Raw genomic sequence first — 25384 nt, 5'->3', positions numbered from 1 at the left:
CATTGATATTCTGGCGAGAGCCAATTTCATCTTGGAGATTTTGGATGGCAGACGACGCACCAGCCGCAGATGAAGTACGCAAACAAATTGCGCTAACCAAGAAAAAGCCCTTGGCCTTTGCGCTTGCCCTTGGGAAAAAACCCGAGGGTACGGTGCTCTTGATGCACCGCACTAAAGCCGCAGAAGCATTGCTGAAACAGGCGCGCAAAATTGGGGAAACCCCCAAGCTCGCCTTTGGCGAGATATCGACCGAAGGCACGCAGACGACGTTCAAGTGCGAAAAAGATCCCAACGGGCCAATGGCCAAGCAGCTGAAGCAGTACTTCAGATCAATCAACGTGAAGAGGTCTGTTATTTTTCTTGGTCCTGATGGCGAAGTGTTGGACTCGGATATAGATGATGATGTCGCTGAAGACGTCGAAACATCTGATAAGCCAAATCCGCAGCAAGAGGCATGGGAAAGCCGCAAGGCCGAGTTGGCGCCCGCGCTGGCCAAGATGCTAAAGGCTGGGCAGGGCGATATCAGCAAGGTCCGTGCCGTTTGGTCCTTTGCTCAGGAAAAATCAGCCGAGGGCGATTTCGCCCGTGCGCTAAAGGCCGCTGACATGCTGGAGGGGTTGATTGCACAGGCTGGTCAGACTGAAGCGACCGCAACACCGCAAGCCAAGGCGCCGGGGCGCAAGGCGCTGGCGCAGTCAAAGCTGCTTTGGACCCAGTCCGTTGGCAAGATGCGTAAGGAACTTGAACGCCTCAAGGCCGAGATCATCAAGGCCGAGACCGAGGACGAGGATAACGAGCCGGAAGATCTGAAAGATCTGCAAGCCAAGATTGCGGATATTCAAACCTATCTCGATCCATTTGACGGTCGTCTGGAAATTGCTCTTACGGATGCGGTTGATGCCCCAGATGTTGAACAGCAGGCGCAGAAACTGGAAAAATGCCGCGGAATTCTGAACGATTTTTCAAACCACCTGAAAGACCCGTTCTTCGATGCTGTTGATACTGAAAACGGCTATGTCGATGTCGCCATTTCGTCGACTGCAAGAACATCGATTTCGGCAATCCAGAAAATCTTGAGTTGAACGGTCCCTGCCAATCGGCTTGAGGCAAAGGAGAATGACAGTGGCTGACAAGAAAAAGAGAAGAGGGTTTCTATCTCTCTTTAAACACACCAAGAAAACTTCGGTCGACGTCTATCAAAAATATGCGCCGCCTGCATTGGAGGCGGTGAATGCGCTGCCCAATGGTTCTGTGCAAAAGGGTGAGCTGAAGACGCGCCTTTCGGTGATCTTCAACGAGGCCAAAGCTGACACCAATCCAAAGAAGGCGTTGAAGCAGGTCATCATTGATGCAAAGGCTGCGCTTAAGGCAATTGAAAGCCAACCTGTCGAAACAACAGTTTCTGGCCCGGTTCAGGACGAAACCGCCGAAGAAATGCGCCGCAAAGTCGACAACATGTACTCGTTCGGTCAGGGCGCAAAGATGTACCAGTTTCACCTTGATAGCGTGAACCCGGAGCTGGATCGTTTGGATGCGGCGCTGGGTGATCTGAGAAACGAGATTATCAAGCGGGATGCGGATTTAACCGGTGTTGTCACAACTCAGGACATTCTGGTCGCGTCATTTCGCAGTGAGACCAAACGCGCGCTGAACCGCGACCTTAAAGGAACTGCGGAGGAGCTCGACGCTCGGGTCAAAAAAGATGATATTACGAAGAAAGAACTGGCGGATGGGCTGATTGGCCTAAAACAAAGTCTGGATGCCCATCTTGATAAGGTGAAACAGGATGTCGCCGGGTTGATCGACGGGATCAATGACATCGTCAGCCAGCCAAGCAAGCTGCGCGATCTGGCGATTGAAGCAAAGCAAAATCAGGATGCTGAGAAGCTGCTGCAAGAGTACTATGCCAAGGTAAAAGAGGTTGGTGCTGCGCTTGCTCAGATCGAAGGCTGGGCCGTGCCAGAGGCCAAGATGCTTCGCGCTGCTTTTGCTGAGGCCTCGGGCGATAGCCCTAAGGATCCTAGGGCTGCGATGGGTGGTTTGGACGCGCTGTTAAAAGAGATAAATGACGCCGCCAAAGCCCAGACTGACGACTACAATCAAGAAGCAGATAAGCTGAAAGCCCGACTTGATGCGGTGCAGAAAAAGATCGGCGATCTTGTGCTCGACATCCAGTTTGAGGCCAACAGTGACTGGGAAAAAGGTTTTCGAGCTCAGGTCAAAACCGAAGTGGAAGTGATCAACGCTTTGATGGCCAACGGGGCAAACAAGACTGCGTTGTCCGGAGCCGAGGCAATGGTGGCCTCACTGGAACAACGTGCGTTGGATCTTGAGGACAACCTGCGTGAGGTCATCGATCTGGGCGAGGTACAGTACCAGTGCAAAAGATCGCTGAAGAGCAAGAATAACAAAAAGTTCTGCCCGGAGCTACACGAGGCTTTGAGCACCGAATACGAAGAGGTCGAAAAAGCGGCGCTGAAGAAGCCAGCCAGCTTAGCGATCACCGACTTCAACACTATGTTGGGCAAACTCCACACCAACTCAGATTCACTAGATAAGCTGACGGAAAAGCGCATCGTTTGGCTGAAACAGTTCAAGAAATCTGCGGACAAGACCGAAGCAGCATTTGCTGTTTTGCTGAAGGCGATGAAATCTGTGGTGCCCGATGAGGCTCCGGGGTTCTTCAAAACCTACGTCGGGCCTCTGGCCGATGATCTTGCCCAAGCACGCGAGTATGCGGGGATGGAGTCTGAGGCAAATATGAAAGCTGCGGACGATGAGCTGAAGAAAATTGTCACTCAAATCGTCAACATGTCCGGGGCACTGAAAAAGAACGCCGAGGATCGCACACCGGAAGAAAACCAAATGTGCCTAGATGCGATGAATGGGCAGACTAAAGGTTTAGACACCATCAAGAAAAAGAAAGAGGACTTGCTGGAGTTTAGGCGCAAGTACGAAGCGTTCATGGAACTGCATGAAGAACTCTACTTCCGGTATGGGTTCGGCTCCCACATCCACAAAGAATTCAAAGCTATCGAAGACATGGCCAAGAGTTCCAGAGATGTCATGAAGTCAACAGAAGATCTGGAGCGCTCAGTCAAAGTTCTTGAGGCAGCAGAGAACAAGATGAACCGCGTCATAGAGGAAGCAAGGCTGGGTCGGAAGAAATTGGCTGGTATTGCGAGTACTTGGAATGGCGCGCTCATCAAGCTGGATGAAGGGATCGCCCAGATTCAGGCTGAGGCACTTAAGAAAGTAACGGGCCATGACGATCTGGAAGAGGCGGCGGGTAAAATCGAAAAAACGCTGGAGAACGCCACCAGGTTCATTGATGAGCATCTATTTGATGACGCCGAAAAAACCTATGCCAATTCGAGTGCCACGGCTGAGCAACTGAAGCGCACCCGCGAAGAGACGCTGAACAAGATACGTTTGATGAAAGAATTCATCGCAAACGATCCATTGATCCGCGCCGCGCAAGCCAATCCATTTGGGGTGAAGAACGTGATCAGTCCCGTTTTCGCCACTCTACGTGATCTGGAATATAAAGTCCTGATTTCCGCCTAAGGGGAAAGAACAAGCGATGACCGATACATCCGTAAATCCGCCCGAATTGGAAGACGCTCCGGAACCCGTTCTGTCAGAGCGCCAGCAAGAGTGGCTGGAAACACTTTCAGGGCTCAAACTCGCGTCTGATCTCGCCAGAGAACGCAGCGACAATCACAAAGAGGGCCTTGAGCTCATTCAGAGTGAGCTTGATTTGGATGCTTTGAAAGAGGGCATGAGCTTTGAAGTTGAAAAGGTTCCAAGCGGAGCTTGGGAAAATTTTAAAGACAAGATCGGAATGCTGGACACGCTGAAATCGGTCAACCCTGGTGGCGATCCGATGAAAGAAATCGACAGTTGGCATGACTTGCCGGGCACAAAGGGAATGAAGCCCGAAGAAATTCAGGCCGTCATGATGACCTTCAAGGAAATCATCAAAGTACAGGGTAAGCTGGAGAATATGCCAGCCTATCAAAAGCTTGATGAAAACGGGGAAACAGTCGTCGATGATCTGAAGATACGCGAAGATCTGTGGATGCCGCTGGTTCGCGAGGGGGTGATCCCCGAGAACGTCGTGCCTGACCGATTTTCCGAAGTTGCGTCGACCTTCTCTGGCGCATCTGAGGCCTATGACGCACGACTTCAGGAATATTCCAAGGATCTGACCGGTCCGAAAAAAATAATGGAAATACTTGATGTTGGTGTCAGCGTTACCTCCAGCCTGCTGAAAGTCGGCAGCGCGGCTGCGACCGGAGTTGCGGGCGGCATTGCGGCGGCGCAGGGCGTGGACAGTATCCAGAAAAGCTCAGAAGCGCGCGAAGCGATCAAGGTGAAAAATGTGCTGGACCTGACGTTGATTTGCGTCACCAGCACTCACACTATTGCCAAAGAAGTCGCCGATGCGAAGGACGTCCACAACATCGTGGATGCGTTCAACGCCATGCTGACGGGAATTCTAAAGGCGACGGTTGGCTCGGACACGGCAAATCTGGTCAACACGATCATTACCTGTTCGTCACGCGGAACCCGCGCAGCCAAGCATTTGGCCAAAGGCGATGTCGCAGCGGCGCTTGATGATATCGCTGATGCAGTTGCGGCTGGGATCACGCAAAACAACAAAGACGATAAATACATGGCGCAACACATCCGCGGTGGCATCAAGGCGTTGGCGGCTGTGGCAAAAGGTGTCCAGACCAAAGACCCACGCGAAGCTGTTGCTGCAGCGATTGGGGCTGCCGCAGTTCACGCCAATGCTGTCGGATCTCAGATAAAGTCGGACGCCAAGGATGCGGCGACGGAAAAGGTTAAGGCTGACAGCTCTTTGACTGAGGAAGAGAGAAAAGCGCAGCTTGCCTACATTAGTACGAATACCAGTACTAATCCTTCGGGGTTGGACAGTGTTGAAAAAGGCCTGAGCACTGGCATCACGATGAAGAGCCTGGATGAAATGGTTTCAGCTGGGTTTGACAAGGACGCCGCCGAAGCACAGAAAAAGGCCTATGACGAAGAGCAGCAGCAGGCGATGGCTGACTTCCGGAATGAGCCGGACCCGGTTTTCGAGGAGCTGCTGGTCAACGGCTTTACCGATACAGACGCCGACATCAGTGGCGACGAAGAAAAAGAGCTGCGTAGCCTTGAGCGTCAAGCCGCGCAGATCGAAAAGCTGATCGCGATCTGCAAGAAAGATCAGATGACATATGATCTGACCAAGCAAATTGTGACAGGTGGCGCCGGGTTTGTTGCGTCATTGCTGCCAGCTGCGGGTATCGTCGCTGTGGGGACACAGCTGATTTTCTCGATCATCGAAGCCGTCAAACACTCTGAACAACTGGCCATCTGGGCCGAGAATATGGCGGGGGCCAAGGCTGCCAAGTCGGTACAGGCTGACGCCATCATGAACCGCTATGGCTTGCAAACGACACAGACCATTAAGGCTGATATCGTCGTGGCCCTAAAAGCTGTTGATCTGGTTGGCCAGATTGTCAAAACCGCCGGTGGCCCGGCTGCGCCTGCGGGTATTGCTGTTTCGGCGGCTGCCCAAGGTGCCGAAGGTATTATGGAAATTGCGCTGACCATTAAAACCGAAGTTGAAATGGCGAACGCCTGGAAGGTGTACAAAAAGGCGCTGAAAACTCCCCAAGACCGGAAACTGGCCCGTCAAGCGTTGCAGAAGAACCCAACGCTATCCAAATACGCGATGGCTTACGGCGCCTGCAGAGAGCGTAACCCAATCGCGATGAATGCGCTGAAATCCTGCGGGCTGAACGCGCGGACAATGGCGGATCCTGGCACCAATATCTCTAAGGTCGTGACCTATCTTGAGACGGTCTACCGTGAAGACCCTGTATTGTTGCGGGCCGTGGTGGTGACCGAAAAATGGCACCCAGGCAAACCAGAGCTGACGGTAATGAGCTGGGGTAGCTTCTACATCGCTGCGACCACGTCGAAAGACATCGAGGTGAAGGTTAAAGCGGCCGACGTGAGCAAGATTTCGGCGGCTATGGCTGTCTTTGAAAAGGATCACTCGGCGAAAGAGGCCTATTTTGACGACGGTTGGATGCCAGACGAAGACGATACTGACCCAGAAATTGTCGAATCCACCCGCAAGGCCGCCGAGGCACTGGTGGCGGCTCTTGGCTCGTACAATCCAGTTGGTGTAGATGACCAGCCACACGAGAATATGGCCGATGTTGTCGATGCATTCGAACAGCAGGCTAAGGATGTTGTTGAGGCCTGTGGTGACATCAAGAAAGAGATAGCCGGGGCCTTGGCTGATGCAGAAGAGCTGGCCAAAATCATGGGTTTAGCCCCTGAAGATGATGATGAGTTTATCTAAGGTGATTTGCCGGATCTGGTAGAAGCCCTAAGGCTCGATATCGACGAATAAGAAGGTGGGGGCAATGTGGTGAACATTGCCTCCCTTCCTACATCTCTGCAAGTTTCCATTAAACGGATGGGGCGAACCCCAAGATCAGCTGGCGCAGGCCCAATGCGGCGCCGATCATGATACATATCAGTGTAAGGGGGGCGCTGTAGGATAGGACAGAGAAGGCAGACAGCCCCTGACCAACGCTGCAGCCAACCGCAACAACCGCACCAACGCCCATCAAAGCAGCACCAAGGATTTGACGGCGCAGCTCACGCGGGTCATCGCAGGATTCCCACCTGAAATGACCCTTGTACAGGCTGCCAATCAGGGCGCCGATCAAGACGCCTACGACCGATCCAGTGCCAAAGCTGATCGAATTGCCGGATGATGTCATCAGGTACAGCATTGTCTCGCCAATTGGGGCCGAGAAAGTGTGGCTGACGACGGGCGTGGCGTCAAACCCATTGCTGGCGACCCAATAGGTTCCGGCCCAACCTGAAACGATCGCCAGACCGGCAACCGCGCCCCAAATCACATGACTGGGCGATTGCCGCAGCCCCTTGTTTGCTAGCGTCAGCAGCAGAATAACTGCGCCGATTGCTATGCCTGTGATCTCCATGCTGGCCCCGGCCACTGGTGCCGCCAGATGTGCGAAGGTGGGAAAATTAGTGGCTTGCTCTGATGCACCAAACACCCAGATGCGCAGCGAGGACAGTGGGCCACCTAACGTGACATATGCGGAAATGCCCATCACCATGACAATCAACAGCGAGCGCAGATCGCCACCACCAGCCCGCGCCAAAGCGCCGTAACCGCAGTTGCCGGCAAGGGCCATGCCATAACCAAATAGCAACCCGCCAAAAATGCTCTCTAAGGGGTTCCATTGTCGCGACAGATAGAGTGTTTCGCTCAGGTCAAGCAGACCCGCAGCCGACAGGCCAAATGTGCCCATGACCGAAAGCCCAATGGCAATACCCCACATGCGCAGGCGCAGCGTGTTTTCCCCGTAGAACAGATCTTCGATGGCGCCCAAGGTGCAGAACCGGCCGATACGCGCCGCAAAACCAAGCAGCAGGCCACCGACAAGGCCCACAAGGGCCACAGCTACGGGTTCAGAGATCAGATCAAGCATCGCCGCGTTCCACTACACTTTGTGCGAATGCATTCGGCCAGTTCACTCGTCGTCGCGACAAAACAGATCGTAGACAACTTCCATGATCTTTTTCGGCCGGTCGTCTGTCAGGCTGTAGTAAATCACTTTGCCATCACGTCTTGGCGTCACCAGTCCCTCTAGCCGAAGCCGGGACAATTGCTGGGAAACAGCAGCCTGCCGCGATGACAAAAGGTTTTCAAGTTCGGTCACCGATTTTTCGCCAGAGGCGAGATGACATAAAATCATCAAACGTCCCTCATGGCTGATTGCCTTGAGGAAATAAGAGGCTTTCATGGCATTGTCTGCCATCTTGTCCATGTCTTCGGCACACATGTTACCGTCAAATACTGGCAGGCCCATCTGGTTGTCTTCCTTTAGATCTGTATTGGCCATTTCGTCGCTGTGCTTGCCATAACAACTGGAGTTCATCCAGATATATCAATGCTGGCGTCCGACAACATCTGCCCTAACAACCCCCAGAAAAAGTCCTCTCCAGGGTATCCTTCGATCCTAGAGGCTTCTTTTCCGTCGACCATCAAAACAAATGTAGGCGTGAAGTTAAGTGATTGGCTAAACGTCAAATCATCGGGCCGCGCTGCGTGAATATCCATACGCCGCAGAGGCGCGGCTTTGCCCTCGGTAGTTTTTGGATAAATATGCGCGATCTCATCGTTCCATTGCGCGCACCAGACACAGCCCTTTTCCTCTACCATCACCAAAACAGTTTCAGCCGCAGCGGACAATGCGGACGACAGGCTTAGAACCAAGCTGAAAAGGAGAAGACGGAGTGACATGTGAAATTGACCTTTGCTTAACAAACAACGTAATATGAATATGTGAATTACACAAGAGAGAGTGCCTGCCTTGTTGGATATTACGTTTGCAGGTGCTGCATTTGCGGGCATTTTGTCATTTTTGTCGCCCTGTATCTTGCCCATTGTGCCGTTCTATCTGAGCTACCTTGCCGGTGTCGGCATGAACCAGATCTCTGCGGAGACGCCGATTGACGGCAAAATGCGGCTGCGTGCGGTGCTTGCGGCCTGTTTCTTCGCGGCGGGTGTCATCACCATCTTCATGGGGTTGGGCGCTGCTGCGACAACGTTTGGTCAGGTGGTACGTGAGTATTTTGGCGTTCTGCGCTGGTTTGCGGCGGCAATCATTATCGCGATGGGGCTGCATTTTCTTGGGATCATGCGGATTGGCATTCTGTATCGGCAGCTCCGGTCTGATGCGGGCGAGACATCAAACGTTAGCCTGATAGGGGCCTATGTTATCGGCCTGGCATTTGCATTTGGTTGGACACCCTGTGTAGGGCCCGTTCTGGCGGCGATCCTGTTCACCGCAGCAGGGGCCGAGACCGCGTCATCCGGGGCTGGCCTGTTGTTTGTCTATGGCTTGGGCATGACAGCGCCTTTTGTATTAGCGGCGCTCTTTATCGGTCCGTTCATGCGGTGGATGTCCAAATTCCGCAGGCATCTTGGGGTCGTTGAGAAGGTGATGGGGGTAATGTTGATTGTGTTCGGGCTGCTGATTGCGACGAGTTCAATGAACTATATTGCGTTTTGGATGTTGAGCATCGCACCGGATATTGGCGTTTTGCGTTAGGTCTAGCGCACTGGTTGAGGCGGTATCTATTAGGGCATGTGTGGGGATTTGAGTATTTTCAGCAAAAAGAAGCCGTCATGTTGGAACTCCAGTTTTTCTCGTTGCTCCAAATACTCATAAGGCTGCAGTTCAGCAAAGTCTGACGTTTCGGCAAGGGTGTTGCCTGGGCAGCGCGCGGTCTGTTTACGGTAAATTCTGCCGTATGCCGCAGTATTTGGCCAATCGCGATTACTGCCGGGACTGACAACCCCGGCATTTGGAACTGGGTCCCGATACGATAGGGGCGCGCAGAGACAACGTTTAGCACGCGGGGTTTGATCCCCGTCCACATCCGCTTTGGCGGTACCGCTATTTCTAAGGCTTCTTGGAAATTCAGAACGACAAAATGATCAATTGTAAGGGGGAACCGGGCAGGGCGGCAGTCTTGGCTGTGAGTTCGCCTGTGCGGCGGACCGACCTGTCAGGCTGTTCTGACCGCGCCACGCTGATCCACCAGCCAATCGGTTGCCATTGCGCCAATCCACATACAAAACAGGGCCAGCCAGGCGGTGCCGACAAAGATAGATCCGCCGGTAACACCCGCGCCGATGGCGCAGCCGCCGGCCAACATGCCGCCAAAACCCATCATGGCTGCGCCGGTCATTGCCTTGCGCATTGTGGGCGCATCGTCAAAGGCTTGGAATTTCAGTTCCCCGCCGAGAGCAGCCGCAATCAGGGCGCCGATGAAGACGCCGGGCACCAAGCCAATGTCGAATTGCAGCACAGAATCGCGTTCGAGAAAGAACATCAGTGTATTGGCCGAGGGGCCAGTGAATGTCGCGCTTTCCACTTGCACCGGATCAAAAGCCACTTGGCTTAGGGAGAAGGTCAGCACCCAGCCCAAGGCCACCGCAAAGCCTACACCCGAGGCAAACACCAGCCGTGTGGCGCCGATCCGGTTGCGGCGGGCAAGGACCAGCGCCAACATTGCAATGCCAGCTCCGATCAGCAGTCCTGCAAAATCGGGTAGGCGGGTGGCTGCGAGCAGATCCATGTTGCGGCCGCCGCTGGTGACCCAGAGTGAGGCCAGTTGGTTACGCAGAGGGGTCAAGATGCCGGACAAGCTCATCTGCGCGACAACGGCAAAGATTAGTCCTGACACCACTGAACGCAGGTTGCCGGTGGCAGCGAGAACTAACAGTCGTCCGGAACAGCCTCGGGCCAGCACCATACCGACGCCGAATATCAACCCGCCGATCATAGCGCCAGACCAACTGCCGGGGACGGCCATCATCCGGGCGCTATAGGAATCCATCAGCCCTAGCATCTGCGCGCCCTGAACCCAGACCAGCGCGGTGGAAAAGGTCAGCAACCAAACGGCGACGCTGTCTTGCATCTTGCCGCGCGCAAATTCCACCGTCGCGGCGCGTAGACAGAATCGGGAGCGTTGGGCAGAGGCACCGAACACAACTCCGGTGAGTAAACCGAATAGAGCCGCAGTGGGGGCTTCGCCAATCCGCTCAATCAGGGTGATCAGGTCCATGACATGCTCCGTTCAATTCACATATTGTGATATGTAATGGCAAGTTTCCAGATCTGCTTTGATACAGATCAGATGTACATCCGCCTGTGGAAACGCCGAAACATGGGTCTGTGGTGAATTGGTGGGGCTTTCAATTGACCGAAATACTGTTCTGCTAATTAGGGGAGGCGGAGAGTATGTCTTGGCCCCCGAACAAATACAATAATTCAAGTAAGTGAATTTGTTGTTGCGTCATCACAGAGTCGTGCGCTAACGTACATCAAAATGAAATGTTTGGGAGGACGCATGAGGATCATCGGTATATCAATCGCGGTGGCGGGGGTGCTGGCAAGTCCGCTGGCAGCTGAACCCGTGGCACCAGGCGATGTCAAATATGAAGATGGCGTGGTTATGGCCTCTTTGACTGGCGTTGCCGGAGACGCGGCAAACGGGCGTGACGTTTTCAAAAACAGAAAACAGGGCAATTGCCTGGCCTGCCATGTCAACGCAGACATGCCTGAGGAATCGTTCCATGGCGAAGTTGGCCCTGAAATGACCGGCGTTGCGGATCGTTGGAGCGCGCAAGAGCTGCGCGCCATCGTCGCCAATTCCAAGATGGTTTTCGAAGACACCATCATGCCAGCGTTTTATCAGGACGCAGGTTTTGAGCGTACGCTCGAGAAATTCGAAGGTCAGAGCATCCTGACCGCGCAGCAGGTCGAAGATGTCATCGCCTATCTTCAAACCCTGAAAGAACAATAATTTACCCAGATTCCATGGGAGGAAATGAAATGGACCTAACACGTCGAAAAGCGCTTGCGCTGGGCACTGGCACACTTGCCTTTGCTACGCTGGCTGGCCTTCCGGCATTTGCGTCGCTGACTGATGATGCGATCGCTGCCATGACTGGCGGAGCGGAAGTGACCGAGGGTGGTATCGATCTGACCGCCCCGGAAATTGCGGAAAACGGCAACACTGTTCCGGTTGAGGTTTCGGCCGCTGGCGCGGTTGAGATTTCCCTGTTTGCAACCGGCAACCCAACACCAGCTGTTGCGACCTTTAAGTTCGGGCCTCTTGCTGGCTCGCGTTCGGGATCAACCCGTATCCGTTTGGCCAAGACACAGGATGTTGTTGCGATTGCCAAAATGGAAGACGGCTCGTTCCGTAAGGCAAGTGCAACCGTAAAAGTAACAATCGGCGGCTGCGGCGGCTAACTCAGACGAGGAGAACAACAATGGCTTCTGGTGTAAAACCTCGTGTCAAAGTTCCAAAAAAGGCTGCGGCCGGTGATGTCATCACAATCAAAACTCTGATCAGCCACAAGATGGAATCTGGTCAGCGCAAGGGTGATGACGGCAACCTTATTCCGCGCTCGATCATCAACCGGTTTACTGCAGATTTTAATGGTCAGAACGTCATCGACGTCACCATTGAACCTGCGGTTTCGACAAACCCGTATTTTGAATTTGAAGCAATGGTCCCCGAGGCCGGCGAGTTCAAGTTCACTTGGTACGACGATGACGGATCTGTCTACGAAACAGCGAAAAAAATCGCAATCGGCTGAGGTCGGACGGATTAGGGAGGACGACCGAATGAAGACACTTAAAGTACTGGTAAGTACGGCATGTTTTATGGGGATGGCAGTCAGTACCCATGCGGATGAAACCGCAGCACTATCTATTGAAGGGCAAGAGTTCACCATTCAGACTGCAGCCCCTGCGCACGCGGAAAACCTTGATGAAGTGACATCAGGGTGGATCTATCGTGCCAAGGAAACGCAGGCCCTTCAGCTTGATGATTTTGACAATCCTGGATTTGTCTTTGTCGATCAGGCGATTGACTCGTGGAACGAGGTAGACGGCAAGGAAGGTAAAGCCTGTGCCAGCTGCCACGAGGATGTCGAAGACTTTGCTGGTCTGCGGACCACATTGCCCCGTGTCGAAGACGGCAAGGTAGTCACCATGGAGGATTTGGTGAACAACTGCCGTACTGAGCATATGGGTGCGGAGCCTTGGAAGTATTCTGGCGGCCAGATGGTCGCTATGACGGCCTTGATCGGGCTGCAGTCGCGCGGCATGCCGATGAATGTGGCTATCGATGGTGAGGCTGCCGAGTTTTGGGAGCAGGGTAAAGAGCTATACTATACCCGCGTTGGTCAGCTGGATATGTCCTGTTCCAATTGTCACGAAGACAATTATGACACGATGATCCGTGCCGATCACCTAAGTCAGGGCCAGACCAATGGTTTTCCGACTTACCGCCTAAAGAACGCCAAGCTGAATTCGACCCATGCACGTTTCAAGGGCTGCATGAAGAATATTCGGGCGCAGCCTTACAAGGTTGGTGGCGACGAGTTCAAATCGCTTGAGCTGTATATCGCTTCGCGTGGTCAGGGGCTTTCCGTTGAAACGCCTTCGGTCCGCAACTAATACACAAACAGGGCCCCAATGCCGGATGGTATTGGGGCTTTTGCACCTCAAAACGAATTCATATATGCGTATATGTCGTAACAGCTAGGACGGACTATGATATCTCGCCGTGATTTTTTGCAAACCAGCATGGCCGCCGCTGCGCTTTATGGGGCGTCAGGGTTCGGAAACTGGGCGCGGGTGGCTGCGCAGCAATCGCTGACGCAGGACAAACTGTTAGAGTTTGATACCTTTGGCAATGTCTCGCTAATCCATGTCACCGACATTCACGCACAGCTAAAGCCGATCTATTTCCGCGAGCCTTCGGTTAATATCGGGGTCGGGGGAAACAAGGGCGCGGTTCCCCACGTAACGGGCGCCGATTTCCGCAAGCTGTATGGCATTGATGACGGTAGCCCATCGGCCTATGCGCTGAGCCACAGTGATTTCTCATCCCTTGCGCAGGCCTATGGCCGCGTGGGCGGGTTGGACCGTGTTTCGACAGTCATCAACTCGATCCGCGCCGCGCGCCCGGATGCACTGCTGTTGGATGGCGGCGACACATGGCATGGCAGCTATACCTGCCACCAGACCGCTGGTCAGGACATGGTCAACGTCATGAACGCACTAAAGCCTGACGCGATGACGTTCCACTGGGAATTCACGCTTGGGTCAGAACGGGTGAACGAAATTGTCGAAGGCCTGCCGTTCGCCGCGCTAGGTCAGAACATTTTCGATGCGGAATGGGACGAGCCTACCGAGCTGTTCCCGCCGTATAAGTTCTTTGAAAGTGGCGGTGTAAAGGTCGCTGTGATCGGTCAGGCATTTCCCTATATGCCAATCGCCAACCCCGGCTGGATGTTCCCCGAATACTCGTTTGGTATCCGCGATGAGCGGATGCAGGAGATGGTCGACGAGGTCCGCGCCCAAGGGGCTGAGCTGGTTGTCTGCCTTAGCCACAATGGCTTTGACGTTGATAAGCAGATGGCGGGTATCGTCACCGGAATTGATGTGATCCTGTCTGGTCACACCCATGACGCACTGCCGGAACCTGTTCTGGTGGGAGAAACAATTATTGTGGCGTCTGGGTCGAACGGTAAATTCGTCAGCCGTGTGGATCTGGATGTTCGCAACGGCCGCATGATGGGTTTCCGCCACAAACTGATCCCGATCTTCTCCGATGTGATTACGCCTGATCCTGAAGTGGCACAGCTGATTGATGACCAACGCGCGCCGTATATGGATGCGCTGAGTGAGGTCATCGGTCAAACGGCGGATGATCAGACCCTGTACCGCCGTGGCAATTTTAACGGAACATGGGATGATTTGATTTGCGATGCGCTGATTTCGGAACGTGACGCGGATATTGCCTTGTCACCTGGTGTGCGCTGGGGGCCTTCTATCCTACCGGGGCAGGACATCACCCGCGAGGACATCTGGAACGTGACTTCGATGAGCTATGGCGAGGCTTACCGGACTGAAATGACCGGTGAATTCCTGCATGTGGTGCTAGAAGACGTTGCTGACAACCTGTTCAATCCCGACCCCTATTATCAGCAGGGTGGCGACATGGTGCGTGTTGGTGGTCTTGGCTACCGGATTGATGTGACCAAGCCGCAGGGCAGCCGCATCACTGAAATGACCTTGTTGAAGACAGGCGAGATCATTGATCCATCCAAGACCTACCAGGTTGCCGGCTGGGCGTCGGTCAATGAAGGCACCGAAGGTCCAAAAATCTGGGACGTGGTCGAGGCGCATATCGCCAAACAGGGCACCATTTCGCTTGATCCAAACAACAGTGTGAAAGTCGTCGGAGCCTAGGCTCTGCACTCACAAGTAAGAGGCATCTGATATGTCAGATAAAGACAACAATATCGTCAGCTCTCGGCGCGCCTTCCTAGGTGGTGCGGTGGCTGCGGGGGCAGGGGCGTTGACGGCGAATGCGGCAAATGCGCAAACACCAGATCCGTTGATCACCGAGATCCAACCATGGGCACAGGAATTCGGCGATGGCGTGGACGCGGTGCGCTATGGGTTGCCAATCGAACACGAAGGCGATGTTATCCGCCGCAACGTGGAATGGTTGACCGCTGATACTGTCAGCTCAATCAACTTCACTCCGATCCATGCTCTGGATGGCACCATCACCCCACAGGGCTGCGCGTTTGAGCGGCATCACTCGGGCGCGATTGACCTGAAAAAGGAAGATTATCGCCTGATGATCAACGGCTTGGTCGATACGCCTCTGGTCTTCAGCTATGCCGATCTGGAACGGTTCCCGCGCGAAAACCACGTCTATTTCTGCGAATGTGCGGCCAACACCGGCATGGAGTGGGCGGGCGCACAGCTGAACGGTGCACAGTTCACTCATGGTATGATCCACAACATGGAATACACCGGCGTGCCACTGCGTACCCTGTTGGAAGAAGCCGGGCTGGATACGGCGGGTGATCTGGCGGGCAAGTGGGTGTTTGTTGAAGGTGCTGATGCCTCGTCCAACGGGCGGTCTATTCCGATGGAGAAAGCGTTGGATGACGTCTTGGTCGCGTTCAAGGCCAATGGCGAAGCGCTGCGCAAAGAGCATGGCTACCCCGTGCGTCTGGTTGTGCCCGGTTGGGAAGGCAACATGTGGGTCAAATGGATCCGTCGTATCGAGGTGATGGACGCCCCGGTTGAAAGCCGCGAAGAGACCAGCAAATACACCGATACGCTGGAAGATGGCACCAGCCGCAAGTGGACCTGGGCGATGGATGCCAAGTCAGTCGTGACCAGCCCCAGCCCGCAGGCGCCGATCAAACACGGCACTGGGCCACTGGTTATCACAGGTTTGGCTTGGTCCGGGCGCGGCGCAATCACTCGTGTGGATGTGTCCAAGGATGGTGGCAAGAACTGGGAGACAGCGCGTCTAGCGAAGCCGGGTGAGAAGATGGCGTTGACGCGGTTCTATCTTGATACCGATTGGGACGGATCAGAAATGATGCTGCAATCGCGTGCCATGGATGACACCGGATATGTGCAGCCCACCAAGACCCAACTGCGCGAGGTGCGCGGGTTGAACTCGATCTATCACAACAACTGTATCCAAACCTGGCTGGTGCGTTCTAACGGTGAGGCAGAAAATGTCGAAGTTTCTTAAATCAACTGCTTTGGCTGTTGCGGTTTCTCTGATCGCTGCCCCAGCGTTTGCGGGCAAGTTTGGTCTGGGTCGTCCGGCGCTGCCAGAGGAAATCTCCGCTTGGGATGGCGACATCACTCCGGACGGAACAGGGTTGCCTGTTGGGTCGGGGGATGCGCTGGATGGTGAAGAGATTTTCGCTGAAAAATGCGCGTCGTGTCATGGTGACTTTGCCGAGGGTCTTGGCAATTGGCCCAAGCTGGCAGGCGGGGCGGATACGCTGAACCACGAGGACCCGCTTAAGACGGTTGGATCTTACTGGCCGTATCTGACAACCACCTTTGACTACATCAAACGCTCGATGCCTTATGGTGATGCGGGCAGCCTGACGGATGATGAAGTCTATGCGATGGTGGCCTATATTCTTTACTCCAACGATCTGATTGAGGATGATTTCGTTCTTTCAAACGAGACGTTTTTTGACGTTGAGATGCCCAATGCAAACGGGTTCATCGTCGATAACCGGGCTGAGACTGAATACGCCCAATGGACTGGTGAACCCTGCATGCAGGACTGCAAGGATGTGGTCGAAGTGACCATGCGGGCGCTGGTCTTGGATGTGACCCCAGATCAGGGGGGCGCGGCTGAGGACGCGGTTGCAGAAACAGCTGAGGACGAAGTGGTCGAGGTGGCGGTTGATGTCATCGACGCAGAACTGGCTGCTGCCGGGGCCAAAGTGTTCAAGAAATGTAAGGCGTGTCACCAGATCGGCGAGGGGGCCAAGAATAAGTCCGGGCCGCTTTTGACTGGCATCGTGAATGGTGAAGCTGGCGCGGTTGAAGGCTTTAAATACTCGAAGCCGATGAAGAAGGCTGCTGAGGGCGGATTGGTTTGGACTGAGGCTGAGCTGGCTGCGTTTCTGGCTAAGCCGCGTGCCTATCTGAAGGGGACAAAAATGTCCTTTGCTGGGCTAAAGAAAGAGGCCGATCAGAAGGCATTGATCGAATACCTGAGGTCGTTCGAAAACTAAGAACCGGGATGCTGTGTTCGGTGTCTTGTAACCCTTGCGACTATTCTGGTTGCAAGGGTTTTAAATTGGCAGAATTGCAGCAATGCTATTGGTATCAAGGGAGTGAAGTCATGAGATCATTTTTATCCGGCGCTGTATTGGCCGTTATGACGACAATCACCACTGCTGGTCTTGCCAGTGCAGATGGGACTTCGACGATTTACAAATACGATGGAAGCTTTGAGGACGCAGCATTTAGCCTGGAAAGTGCGATCATCGATAAGGGACTGAATATCGACTATGTCAGCCATGTCGGCGAAATGCTGAGCCGCACGGGGCAGGACGTGGGCAGTGATGTGACCCTGTTTGATAATGCTGAGATCTACATTTTCTGCTCGGCTGTGCTGTCACGGAAAATGATGGAAGCAGACCCCCTGAATATCGCCCATTGCCCCTATGGCATTTTTGTTGCCGACCGTGAGGGAGAGGTGATGGTTGGGTATCGCAATTACCCCGAAGGCCCGATGCAAGAGGTTCAATCCCTGCTGGCTGAGATTGTCGAAGAGGCACTGTCGTTTTGAAGGAATAGCAGTTGCTTAAACTGTGAAAGAGCCAATCAGGTGGAGATCTGATTGGCTCTTTTCATGTTTGGGTTATTCGAATTCCATCTGTTCGTAGACCCGACCTGCGTTTTTGGTGGCCAGCTCTTCAAAGGTATCAAGGTTGGCGTAGGGCGATTGGTCAACGTAATAGGCATCTGCCAGATCGCCGTCATTTTCCAGGTGAGCACCGATTTGGGCGCGCAGGTAGACCAGATAGTCACGGGTATAGCGCCGCACCTGATCCATGTTGGTGGGGTGGCCGTGACCGGGAATGACGTAGGTAGCGTTCAGCGCCTCGAACTCGGTCTCCCAAGTTTCGATCCAGTCGGCGGTCATTGTGTGCTCAAAAATCGGCAACATGCGCTCGTGGAACGCCATGTCGCCAGATATGACCATGCTCTTTTCAGGTAGCCAAACAACGATGTCGCCGGGGCTGTGGGCTGGGCCAAGGTAGCGAGCTTCGATCTTCATATCGCCCATCTCAACCACATAAGCGTCGTCAAATGTCTGCGTAGGTAGGGCGACACGGGTGTTGTCTGCTTTCTCCATCACCCGCGCCTGAGCGGCCCGCAGGGATTGCCCGCCGTGGCTTTCGAATTCAGCGGCGGCGTCTGTGTGGGCTACAATTTCAACGCCCTGATCTGCCCAGTAAGAGTTGCCAAGCATGGCGTGGCCCTGGCCGTTTTCGTTGAACACCAGTTTTACTGACTGATCTGTCACGGCCATGATTTCATTGTGCAGCGCCTCGGCCAGTTGGTAGGATGCGCCGCCGTTGATCACGACAACCCCATCGCCGGTTATGATGAAGCTCAGGTTGTTGTTGTGACCGGCGTTTTCATATGTCGGCGGTGCGGTGGCCCCAATCGCCGAGAAGACACCCGGGATCACTTCGTATGGTTTGGAATACAGCACCGAGCCGGGGTACTGATCGGCGATGTCTTCGCTGGCAAGGGTAGGGGTGGCGAGCAGGGCGACGGCAAGGAAGGATTTTTTCATCATTATGCCTCCGCCACAAAGGCATAGCCGTCGGATGTCTTGTCGACATAGCCGGTGCCATTGCCGGTTAGGTGGTAGCCGATCACGCGGGTCTTTTCGTGTGAGAGCTGATCCATCAGAGAGCTACGTGTTGCGGCGGCTGTTTCGGGGTCTTGGTCTGATCCGGAAATCCAGCCCGGTCTTGCAAAGGCGATGTGATCGTTGCCAATGCTATCCCCCAGAACCATTACGGACTCGGACCCATTGCGGATTTCCAGCGCCATGTGGCCGGGGGTGTGCCCAACCGTTGCGCGGGCGGCGATGCCTGTCATAATTTCTTCTCCGTCCTCAAATAATCTAATCTGATCCTCGATCATCGATAACCTGCGCTGTGCGCCGACGGCAAAGGACGCTCGGGCCTCGCCTATGTCAGTGATGGTGTTGGGGTTCATCCAATACTCCCATTCCGTTTTGCCAATCATGTAGCTGGCTTCTGGAAAGAGAGGGTCGTCAAAATCGTCCAGCAATCCCCACAAATGGTCTGGATGAGCGTGGGTGAAAATGATGTCTGTCACGTCGTCTGGTGAGACACCTAACGCATCCAGCGAGTCCAATAGAATTCCGGAGTTCGGAGAGAAGTCTGGCCCGGCCCCGACGTCAAACAAGACTGTCCGGTCGCCGTGCCGCAGCAGGGTAACATTGCAGGGTGGGGTCAAAACCTCGGCGGATTGGCCGTGTTTTTCGAGAATGGGCAGAAGTTCGTCCTGTGGCATTGGGTCGAATATGAAACTGCCCGGCAATGTCAGAGATCCATCGCTGACTACGTCAATTTTGAAGTCGCCCAAGGCGAGTTGTGCGTGTGATGGACTGGAGTGCAGACCGAGTGCCGCGCCAGCCGTTAATGCTGCGCTGCCCGCAAGAAACTGTCTTCTGGGTAAGGTCATCACTCTCTCCAATAATTCTTCTATTCGAATATGTATTATTGTTTTCGATGGAGCAAGAGGTTCGGTGAAACTGCAAAGTGTTTTCTGGGGTTTGGTGCGCAACCTGGGAAAAGCTGTGTTTGCGGTGTTTTAAATCCAAAGCTTTAAGCTTGAAATAATTATTCGCCGTGCTAACCTCAATAGTGAAGTGCCGGGAATCGTGTGAACAAAGGGCTGTGTCATGAAAGTAATGTGTCTGGGCGGCGGGCCTGCAGGTTTGTATTTCGCAATCAGTATGAAGCTGCGCGATCCGGATCATGACGTCACAGTTCTGGAGCGTAACAAGGCCAATGATACCTTTGGCTGGGGTGTGGTTCTGTCTGACGATGCGTTGGAGCAGATGCAGGAGAATGACCCGCAGAGCACGAATGCGATCCGCGATAATTTTGCCTATTGGGATGACATCGCGGTCGAGCATAACGGTGATCGGACGGTTTCGGGTGGGCATGGGTTTGCCGGGATTGGCCGCAAGCAGATGCTGATCCTGTTGCAGGCGCGCGCCCGTGAGCTGGGCGTGAAGATGCAGTTTGAAACGATCTTCAAGAGCGCCGAAGAATACCGCAAAGACTATGATATTGTGGTGGCGACTGACGGCATCAACTCGGTTGTGCGCAAAGAGTACGAGGACGTCTATAAGCCCGATATCGACACGCGGCTTTGCAAGTTTATCTGGCTGGGAACGCATCAGAAATTTGATGCCTTCACCTTTATCTTTGAAAAGACAGAGTTCGGCTGGATGTGGGCGCATGTCTACCAGTTCGATGACAACACGGCGACGTTCATTGTGGAATGTCTGCAGCCAACCTGGGATGGGTTCGGCTTTGCAGATATGACCAAGGAAGAGACCGTTGCGACCTGTCAGAAGGTGTTTGCCAAGTATCTGGATGGCAACGATCTGATCTCTAATGCGGACCATTTGCGCGGCTCAGCGGTTTGGATGAACTTCCCGCGGGTCATCTGCGAAAAGTGGTACAATGAAAACGTTGTGCTGATGGGGGATGCAGCGGCGACGGGGCATTTTTCAATCGGGTCCGGGTCGCGGTTAGCGTTTGATAGTGCGATTGCGCTGGCGAATTATGTGCATTCGGAGCCAACGCTGGAGCAGGCGTTTCAACGGTATCAGGAAGAGCGGCGGTTAGAGGTGCTGCGGTTGCAGTCAGCGGCGCGCAACTCGTTGGAATGGTTCGAGGAAGTGGAGCGGTATCTGGATCAGGATCCAGTGCAGTTCAATTACAACCTGCTAACGCGGTCACAGCGTATCAGCCACGAAAATCTGCGCCTGCGTGACCCTGAGTGGGTTGAATCAGCAGAGCGCTGGTTCCAGACCAAGGCGGGTGTGCCAGAGGATGCGCCTGTTCGGGCGCCGATGTTTGCGCCTTATAAACTGGGTAACATGGAGCTGAGTAACCGCATCGTGGTGTCACCAATGGCGCAGTACAAGGCGGTGGATGGCTGCCCGACTGACTGGCATTTCGTGCACTACAGCGAGCGTGCCAAGGGCGGTGCTGGTTTGGTTTACACCGAAATGACCTGTGTCAGCCCTGAGGGGCGTATCACCCCAGGCTGTCCTGGACTGTATGCGCCAGAACATCAGGTCGCGTGGTCGCGTTTGAATGCGTTTGTGCATGCGGAAACCGCTGCCAAGACTTGCTGTCAGATTGGCCATTCGGGGCGCAAGGGATCAACGCAATTAGGCTGGGATGAAATGGATGCGCCTTTGGGCGAGGGGAACTGGGATCTTGTTTCAGCGTCGCCCATACCGTGGTCTGTTCGCAATGCAACGCCGCGGGAAATAAGCCGCGCGGAAATGGATGTGGTGCGGGACCAGTTTGTTGCTTCGACCCAAATGGCGGATCGCGCAGGGTTTGACATGGTGGAGCTGCATGCGGCGCACGGCTATCTGATTTCGTCGTTCATTTCACCATTGTCCAATATCCGGTCTGACGAGTACGGCGGCAGCTTGGAAAATCGTATGCGCTATCCGGTAGAGGTGCTGAAAGCGATGCGGGCGGCCTGGCCTGCTGAAAAGCCGCTGTCGGTTCGGATTTCAGCCAATGACTGGGTCGAGGAAAACGGTGTTACACCAGAAGACGCGGTAGAGATTGCCCGGATGTTCCGGGATGCGGGCGCCGATATCATTGACGTGTCAGCAGGGCAGACCAGCACCGAGGCCCGCCCGGTTTACGGTCGGATGTTCCAAACCCCGTTTTCGAACCGGATCAGAAATGAGCTGGGTATGCCGACAATGGCGGTGGGCAATATCTTTGAGACCGATCACGCGAACTCTATTCTGATTGCCGGGCGTGCGGATCTGGTTTGTTTAGGGCGGCCCCATTTGGCTGATCCTTACTGGACCCTGCATGCGGGGACCGCGCTGGGCGATGGGGCCGTTCAATGGCCGGATCCGTATTTGGCCGGGCGTGATCAGGCCTATCGCCTGCAAGAAAAGGCGCAGGAGGCCATTCGGGTATGACACTTGCGGGTAAGCGCGTTTTGATAACCGGTGGCGGAACTGGGCTAGGGGCCGACATGGCGGCGCATTTTGCCGGTGCTGGTGCCGAGGTGGTGATATCCGGGCGCAGGCAGGACAGGCTGGATGCGGTTGCCGGTGAAATTGAAAACACCCGCGGTGTTCAGGCTGATGTGACCAATGAGGGCGATGTGCAGGCGCTGTTTAAGGCCGCGGGACCGGTGGATATTGTCATTGCCAACGCCGGGGCGTCGTCCAGTGCGCCGTTTGGCAAAACGTCGCTGGACGACTGGAACGCCATGTTGGCGGTCAATTTGACAGGTGTTTTCCTGACGTTGCGCGACGGGTTGAACCAGATGCAGGGCTGGGGGCGGTTAATCTCGGTCGCGTCTACTGCGGCGCTAAAGGGATATGCCTATGTCGCGCCCTATGCGGCGGCCAAACATGGGGTGGTTGGACTGACCCGGTCATTGGCGCTGGAGACAGCGAAGCGGGACATCACCGTCAATGCGCTGTGCCCCGGATTTCTGGAGACGGAAATGACCGAAAGGTCGATCCAGAATATTGTTGAGAAAACCGGAAAATCGCGCGCCGATGCTGTTGCGGCATTGGCGTCGCATAATCCGCAGAAACGATTGGTGCAGCCGCATGAAGTGTCCCGTGCGGCGTTATGGTTGTGCGGTGATGGGTCCGAAGGGATCAACGGGCAGGCAATTTCCATCGCTGGGGGAGAAGTATGAGCGAGACCATTTCACTGTCACGGCGGCGGTTGCGCACCTGGATCAGGTTGCTGCGGTTGACGCGCAGGTCTGAAAGCCATCTGCGCGAATTCCTGCGGGTCAATCATGACACCACCTTGCCCCGGTTTGATGTGATGGCTGCCCTGCATCGCAATGAGGCTCCGATGAAGATGAGCGAGCTTAGCCGGATGTTGTTGGTTTCAAACGGCAATGCAACCACGGTCATTACCCGGTTAGAGCAAGACGGGTGGGTGGTGCGCACCCCTGTGAAAACGGATCGTCGGGTCATCGAGGTTCAGATGACAGATCAGGGACGGGCCGAGTTCGAAGTCCTGGCCGCCGCGCACGAGGCCGAGGTCGACAAGCTGTTCGCGGACTTGGGCCACGACGAGTTGGATGCACTTCGTGATTTGCTGCAGCGCGCCAGAGGAGATGATGATGACACGGATGAGTGAATTGCAGCCGCAGCATTTTGAAATGCAGGTGAAGGATCAGATCGCGGTGATCCGGTTGAACCGGCCTGACCGCAAGAACCCGCTAACGTTCGATAGCTATGCCGAGCTGCGCGATACGTTCCGCGCCATGGTCTATGCCGACGATGTGGATGTCGTGGTGTTTGGATCGAACGGGGGCAATTTCTGCTCTGGTGGTGATGTGCATGACATCATCGGGCCTCTGGTTAAAATGGACATGAAAGAGCTGCTGGCGTTCACGCGGATGACTGGTGATCTGGTCAAGGCGATGATTGGCTGTGGCAAGCCGATCATTGCGGCGGTGGACGGAATTTGCGTCGGCGCAGGGGCCATTGTTGCGATGGCGTCAGACCTGCGGCTGGCTACGCCTGACGCGAAATGCGCGTTCTTGTTTACCCGTGTTGGGTTGGCGGGTTGTGACATGGGGGCCTGCGCGATGTTGCCGCGTATTATTGGGCAGGGCCGTGCTGCCGAGTTGCTGTACACTGGCCGATCATTCGGGGCGCAGGAAGGGCAGATTTCAGGGTTCTGGAATGCCATTCATGAGGCCGAGGAGTTGGACGCGGCTGCGTTGAAAATGGCGTCGCGACTGGCTGCCGGGCCAACGTTTGCGCATGGCATCACCAAGACGCAGTTGAACCAGGAATGGAACATGGGGCTAGAGCAGGCGATCGAGGCTGAGGCTCAGGCTCAGGCGATTTGCATGCAGACCGGTGATTTTGAGCGCGCATATCACGCCTTTGTCGGGAAAGAGAAACCAGAGTTTGAGGGCAACTGATGGCTGATAAGACCTTTCTGGATTGGCCGTTCTTTGAGAACCACCACAGGGCGTTGGCGCAGTCGCTGGATGCCTGGGCGGCAGAGGCCGTGGCTGGGGTGGATCATAGTGATACGGATGCAGCTTGCCGCGCACTGGTCAAGGCGCTGGGCCAGGATGACTGGCTGCAGCATACAGCAGCCGCCGAGGGCGAGGCATTTGATGTGCGCGCCCTGTGTCTGACACGGGAAACGCTGGCGCGGCATGATGGATTGGCGGACTTTGCCTTTGCGATGCAGGGGCTTGGGACCGGGGCGTTGTCACTGTTCGGGACATCCGAGCAGCAGGCGGAATGGTTGCCGTTGACGCGGACGGGTAAAGCCATTTCAGCCTTTGCTCTGACCGAGCCACAGTCGGGGTCGGACGTTGCCAATTCGACCATGACGGCGACACGTGACGGCGACAGCTATGTGCTGAACGGTGAAAAGACCTGGATTTCGAATGGTGGGATTGCGGATGTCTATACCGTATTTGCCCGGACTGGCGATGCACCTGGTGCGCGCGGGCTTTCTGCCTTTGTGGTGTCAGCGGACACGCCGGGATTGGAAGTCGCTGAACGGCTTGAAACTATTGCCCCGCATCCACTGGCGCGGCTTCGGTTTGCGGACTGTCGGATACCGGCGTCGGCCTTGATTGGCGCGCAGGGGCAGGGGTTCAAGATCGCGATGTCGGTTTTGGATGTGTTCCGGTCTACGGTGGCGGCAGCGGCGCTGGGGTTTGCGCGTCGTGCGCTGGATGAAGCACTGGCGCGGGTTGCAACCCGTGAAATCCAAGGCGCTACGCTGTTTGATTTGCAAATGGTGCAGGGGCACATCGCCGATATGGCGACGGACGTCGATGCCGCAGCCTTGCTGGTGTATCGGGCGGCATGGGCCAAGGATACCGGCGCGCCCCGGATTACCCGAGAGGCGGCGATGGCCAAGCTGTTTTCCACCGATCAGGCGCAGGTTGTCATTGATCAGGCGGTTCAGCTGTTTGGTGGCGATGGCGTCAAGTCGGGTGAAGTGGTTGAGAAATTATACCGCGAAATCCGCGCCTTACGGATCTATGAGGGTGCCTCTGATGTTCAGAAAGTCATCATTGCGCGCCAGACAATGGCTGCATTCCAGGGAGATTGA

At 54.9% G+C, this 25384-nt stretch carries 23 protein-coding genes; 17 read left to right on the top strand and 6 right to left on the bottom strand.

The window, feature by feature from the left end; translation table 11 throughout:
* The first annotated feature begins 44 nt into the window (after positions 1-44).
* From DL239_RS02240 to DL239_RS02230, 3 genes are read left to right on the top strand one after another with little or no spacing between them, the layout of a single operon-like run.
* On the top strand, positions 45-1082 hold the full coding sequence (locus tag DL239_RS02240; protein ID WP_167681798.1) for a hypothetical protein: 1038 nt from the start codon (positions 45-47) through the stop codon (positions 1080-1082).
* A 40-nt stretch (positions 1083-1122) separates the two neighbouring features.
* A complete protein-coding gene (locus tag DL239_RS02235) occupies positions 1123-3567 on the top strand; it encodes a synaptonemal complex protein 1 (protein WP_167681796.1) in 2445 nt (814 codons plus the stop codon).
* A 16-nt stretch (positions 3568-3583) separates the two neighbouring features.
* Positions 3584-6382 (top strand): hypothetical protein, encoded by a 2799-nt coding sequence (locus tag DL239_RS02230; protein ID WP_167681794.1) that lies wholly within the window; start codon positions 3584-3586, stop codon positions 6380-6382.
* Between the two features lie 109 nt (positions 6383-6491).
* Here DL239_RS02230 and DL239_RS02225 read toward each other — a convergent pair whose 3' ends face one another.
* The 3 genes from DL239_RS02225 to DL239_RS02215 all read right to left on the bottom strand — a co-directional run bounded on the left by DL239_RS02225 (position 6492) and on the right by DL239_RS02215 (position 8362).
* Positions 6492-7547, bottom strand: coding sequence for a YeeE/YedE family protein (locus DL239_RS02225; RefSeq protein WP_167681792.1), 1056 nt, complete (start codon positions 7545-7547; stop codon positions 6492-6494).
* Between the two features lie 42 nt (positions 7548-7589).
* Entirely contained in the window at positions 7590-7928 is a 339-nt protein-coding gene (locus DL239_RS02220) for an ArsR/SmtB family transcription factor (RefSeq protein WP_167681970.1), read from the bottom strand.
* 65 nt (positions 7929-7993) lie between these two features.
* Positions 7994-8362: a thioredoxin fold domain-containing protein gene (locus tag DL239_RS02215; RefSeq protein ID WP_167681790.1), complete on the bottom strand. Its 369-nt coding sequence runs from the start codon at positions 8360-8362 to the stop codon at positions 7994-7996.
* Between the two features lie 70 nt (positions 8363-8432).
* Here DL239_RS02215 and DL239_RS02210 point away from each other — a divergent pair, with 70 nt between their 5' ends.
* Positions 8433-9173, top strand: coding sequence for a cytochrome c biogenesis CcdA family protein (locus tag DL239_RS02210; protein WP_167681788.1), 741 nt, complete (start codon positions 8433-8435; stop codon positions 9171-9173).
* A gap of 460 nt (positions 9174-9633) precedes the next feature.
* Here the strand turns inward: DL239_RS02210 and DL239_RS02205 are convergent, their stop codons facing one another.
* The gene (locus DL239_RS02205) at positions 9634-10695 is read right to left on the bottom strand and encodes a YeeE/YedE family protein (protein ID WP_167681786.1); all 1062 of its coding nucleotides are present in this window, start codon (positions 10693-10695) and stop codon (positions 9634-9636) included.
* Positions 10696-10980: 285 nt separating this feature from the next.
* Between DL239_RS02205 and soxX the strand changes: the two genes are divergently transcribed.
* The 8 genes from soxX (at position 10981) to DL239_RS02165 (ending at position 17787) form a co-directional block, all read left to right on the top strand.
* Positions 10981-11436 carry a sulfur oxidation c-type cytochrome SoxX gene (gene soxX, locus DL239_RS02200; protein ID WP_167681784.1) on the top strand — a complete coding sequence of 152 codons (456 nt, stop codon included), beginning with the start codon at positions 10981-10983 and terminating at the stop codon, positions 11434-11436.
* Between the two features lie 29 nt (positions 11437-11465).
* Entirely contained in the window at positions 11466-11888 is a 423-nt protein-coding gene (gene soxY, locus DL239_RS02195) for a thiosulfate oxidation carrier protein SoxY (protein ID WP_167681782.1), read from the top strand.
* Positions 11889-11908: 20 nt separating this feature from the next.
* Positions 11909-12238 carry a thiosulfate oxidation carrier complex protein SoxZ gene (gene soxZ, locus DL239_RS02190; protein ID WP_167681780.1) on the top strand — a complete coding sequence of 110 codons (330 nt, stop codon included), beginning with the start codon at positions 11909-11911 and terminating at the stop codon, positions 12236-12238.
* A gap of 28 nt (positions 12239-12266) precedes the next feature.
* Entirely contained in the window at positions 12267-13103 is an 837-nt protein-coding gene (gene soxA, locus DL239_RS02185) for a sulfur oxidation c-type cytochrome SoxA (protein ID WP_167681778.1), read from the top strand.
* Between the two features lie 96 nt (positions 13104-13199).
* Positions 13200-14903 carry a thiosulfohydrolase SoxB gene (gene soxB, locus DL239_RS02180; RefSeq protein ID WP_167681777.1) on the top strand — a complete coding sequence of 568 codons (1704 nt, stop codon included), beginning with the start codon at positions 13200-13202 and terminating at the stop codon, positions 14901-14903.
* 31 nt (positions 14904-14934) lie between these two features.
* A complete protein-coding gene (gene soxC, locus DL239_RS02175) occupies positions 14935-16218 on the top strand; it encodes a sulfite dehydrogenase (RefSeq protein WP_167681774.1) in 1284 nt (427 codons plus the stop codon).
* Positions 16202-17227, top strand: a complete 1026-nt coding sequence (locus DL239_RS02170) for a c-type cytochrome (protein WP_167681772.1) — start codon at positions 16202-16204, stop codon at positions 17225-17227. Before soxC ends, DL239_RS02170 begins: the two co-directional genes overlap by 17 nt.
* Positions 17228-17337: 110 nt before the next feature.
* Entirely contained in the window at positions 17338-17787 is a 450-nt protein-coding gene (locus DL239_RS02165; RefSeq protein WP_167681770.1) for a DUF302 domain-containing protein, read from the top strand.
* Positions 17788-17859: 72 nt separating this feature from the next.
* On the opposite strand, the gene DL239_RS02160 is transcribed toward DL239_RS02165, so the two are convergent.
* Positions 17860-18804 (bottom strand): MBL fold metallo-hydrolase, encoded by a 945-nt coding sequence (locus DL239_RS02160; RefSeq protein ID WP_167681968.1) that lies wholly within the window; start codon positions 18802-18804, stop codon positions 17860-17862.
* Positions 18805-18806: 2 nt separating this feature from the next.
* Positions 18807-19727, bottom strand: coding sequence for an MBL fold metallo-hydrolase (locus DL239_RS02155; RefSeq protein ID WP_167681768.1), 921 nt, complete (start codon positions 19725-19727; stop codon positions 18807-18809).
* Between the two features lie 220 nt (positions 19728-19947).
* Between DL239_RS02155 and DL239_RS02150 the strand changes: the two genes are divergently transcribed.
* The 5 genes from DL239_RS02150 to DL239_RS02130 are packed head-to-tail and all read left to right on the top strand — an operon-like array spanning position 19948 to position 25384.
* Positions 19948-22239 (top strand): bifunctional salicylyl-CoA 5-hydroxylase/oxidoreductase, encoded by a 2292-nt coding sequence (locus DL239_RS02150; protein ID WP_167681766.1) that lies wholly within the window; start codon positions 19948-19950, stop codon positions 22237-22239.
* Entirely contained in the window at positions 22236-22976 is a 741-nt protein-coding gene (locus DL239_RS02145; protein ID WP_167681764.1) for an SDR family NAD(P)-dependent oxidoreductase, read from the top strand. The genes DL239_RS02150 and DL239_RS02145 overlap by 4 nt, the downstream gene beginning before the upstream one ends.
* Positions 22973-23431, top strand: a complete 459-nt coding sequence (locus tag DL239_RS02140) for a MarR family winged helix-turn-helix transcriptional regulator (protein WP_167681762.1) — start codon at positions 22973-22975, stop codon at positions 23429-23431. The genes DL239_RS02145 and DL239_RS02140 overlap by 4 nt, the downstream gene beginning before the upstream one ends.
* Positions 23424-24227: an enoyl-CoA hydratase family protein gene (locus DL239_RS02135; protein ID WP_439650836.1), complete on the top strand. Its 804-nt coding sequence runs from the start codon at positions 23424-23426 to the stop codon at positions 24225-24227. The genes DL239_RS02140 and DL239_RS02135 overlap by 8 nt, the downstream gene beginning before the upstream one ends.
* Positions 24227-25384 carry an acyl-CoA dehydrogenase family protein gene (locus DL239_RS02130; protein ID WP_167681758.1) on the top strand — a complete coding sequence of 386 codons (1158 nt, stop codon included), beginning with the start codon at positions 24227-24229 and terminating at the stop codon, positions 25382-25384. Before DL239_RS02135 ends, DL239_RS02130 begins: the two co-directional genes overlap by 1 nt.

The sequence above is a fragment of the Parasedimentitalea denitrificans genome (genome assembly GCF_011813015.1).
GTDB classification, from domain to species: Bacteria; Pseudomonadota; Alphaproteobacteria; order Rhodobacterales; family Rhodobacteraceae; genus Parasedimentitalea; species Parasedimentitalea denitrificans.
The sequence above is the reverse complement of the archived record's forward strand: the minus strand, read 5'-3'. Positions and strand labels throughout refer to the sequence as shown.

Excerpts from the sequence above, each read along its gene's own strand:
- DL239_RS02240 (WP_167681798.1), top strand. The coding sequence starts at position 45 with ATGGCAGACGACGCACCAGCCGCAGATGAAGTACGCAAACAAATTGCG.
- DL239_RS02230 (WP_167681794.1), top strand. The coding sequence starts at position 3,584 with ATGACCGATACATCCGTAAATCCGCCCGAATTGGAAGACGCTCCGGAA.
- DL239_RS02225 (WP_167681792.1), bottom strand. The coding sequence starts at position 7,547 with ATGCTTGATCTGATCTCTGAACCCGTAGCTGTGGCCCTTGTGGGCCTT.
- DL239_RS02220 (WP_167681970.1), bottom strand. The coding sequence starts at position 7,928 with ATGGGCCTGCCAGTATTTGACGGTAACATGTGTGCCGAAGACATGGAC.
- DL239_RS02215 (WP_167681790.1), bottom strand. The coding sequence starts at position 8,362 with ATGTCACTCCGTCTTCTCCTTTTCAGCTTGGTTCTAAGCCTGTCGTCC.
- DL239_RS02205 (WP_167681786.1), bottom strand. The coding sequence starts at position 10,695 with ATGGACCTGATCACCCTGATTGAGCGGATTGGCGAAGCCCCCACTGCG.
- soxX (WP_167681784.1), top strand. The coding sequence starts at position 10,981 with ATGAGGATCATCGGTATATCAATCGCGGTGGCGGGGGTGCTGGCAAGT.
- soxY (WP_167681782.1), top strand. The coding sequence starts at position 11,466 with ATGGACCTAACACGTCGAAAAGCGCTTGCGCTGGGCACTGGCACACTT.
- soxZ (WP_167681780.1), top strand. The coding sequence starts at position 11,909 with ATGGCTTCTGGTGTAAAACCTCGTGTCAAAGTTCCAAAAAAGGCTGCG.
- soxA (WP_167681778.1), top strand. The coding sequence starts at position 12,267 with ATGAAGACACTTAAAGTACTGGTAAGTACGGCATGTTTTATGGGGATG.
- soxB (WP_167681777.1), top strand. The coding sequence starts at position 13,200 with ATGATATCTCGCCGTGATTTTTTGCAAACCAGCATGGCCGCCGCTGCG.
- soxC (WP_167681774.1), top strand. The coding sequence starts at position 14,935 with ATGTCAGATAAAGACAACAATATCGTCAGCTCTCGGCGCGCCTTCCTA.
- DL239_RS02170 (WP_167681772.1), top strand. The coding sequence starts at position 16,202 with ATGTCGAAGTTTCTTAAATCAACTGCTTTGGCTGTTGCGGTTTCTCTG.
- DL239_RS02165 (WP_167681770.1), top strand. The coding sequence starts at position 17,338 with ATGAGATCATTTTTATCCGGCGCTGTATTGGCCGTTATGACGACAATC.
- DL239_RS02160 (WP_167681968.1), bottom strand. The coding sequence starts at position 18,804 with ATGAAAAAATCCTTCCTTGCCGTCGCCCTGCTCGCCACCCCTACCCTT.
- DL239_RS02155 (WP_167681768.1), bottom strand. The coding sequence starts at position 19,727 with ATGACCTTACCCAGAAGACAGTTTCTTGCGGGCAGCGCAGCATTAACG.
- DL239_RS02150 (WP_167681766.1), top strand. The coding sequence starts at position 19,948 with ATGAAAGTAATGTGTCTGGGCGGCGGGCCTGCAGGTTTGTATTTCGCA.
- DL239_RS02145 (WP_167681764.1), top strand. The coding sequence starts at position 22,236 with ATGACACTTGCGGGTAAGCGCGTTTTGATAACCGGTGGCGGAACTGGG.
- DL239_RS02140 (WP_167681762.1), top strand. The coding sequence starts at position 22,973 with ATGAGCGAGACCATTTCACTGTCACGGCGGCGGTTGCGCACCTGGATC.
- DL239_RS02135 (WP_439650836.1), top strand. The coding sequence starts at position 23,424 with ATGAGTGAATTGCAGCCGCAGCATTTTGAAATGCAGGTGAAGGATCAG.
- DL239_RS02130 (WP_167681758.1), top strand. The coding sequence starts at position 24,227 with ATGGCTGATAAGACCTTTCTGGATTGGCCGTTCTTTGAGAACCACCAC.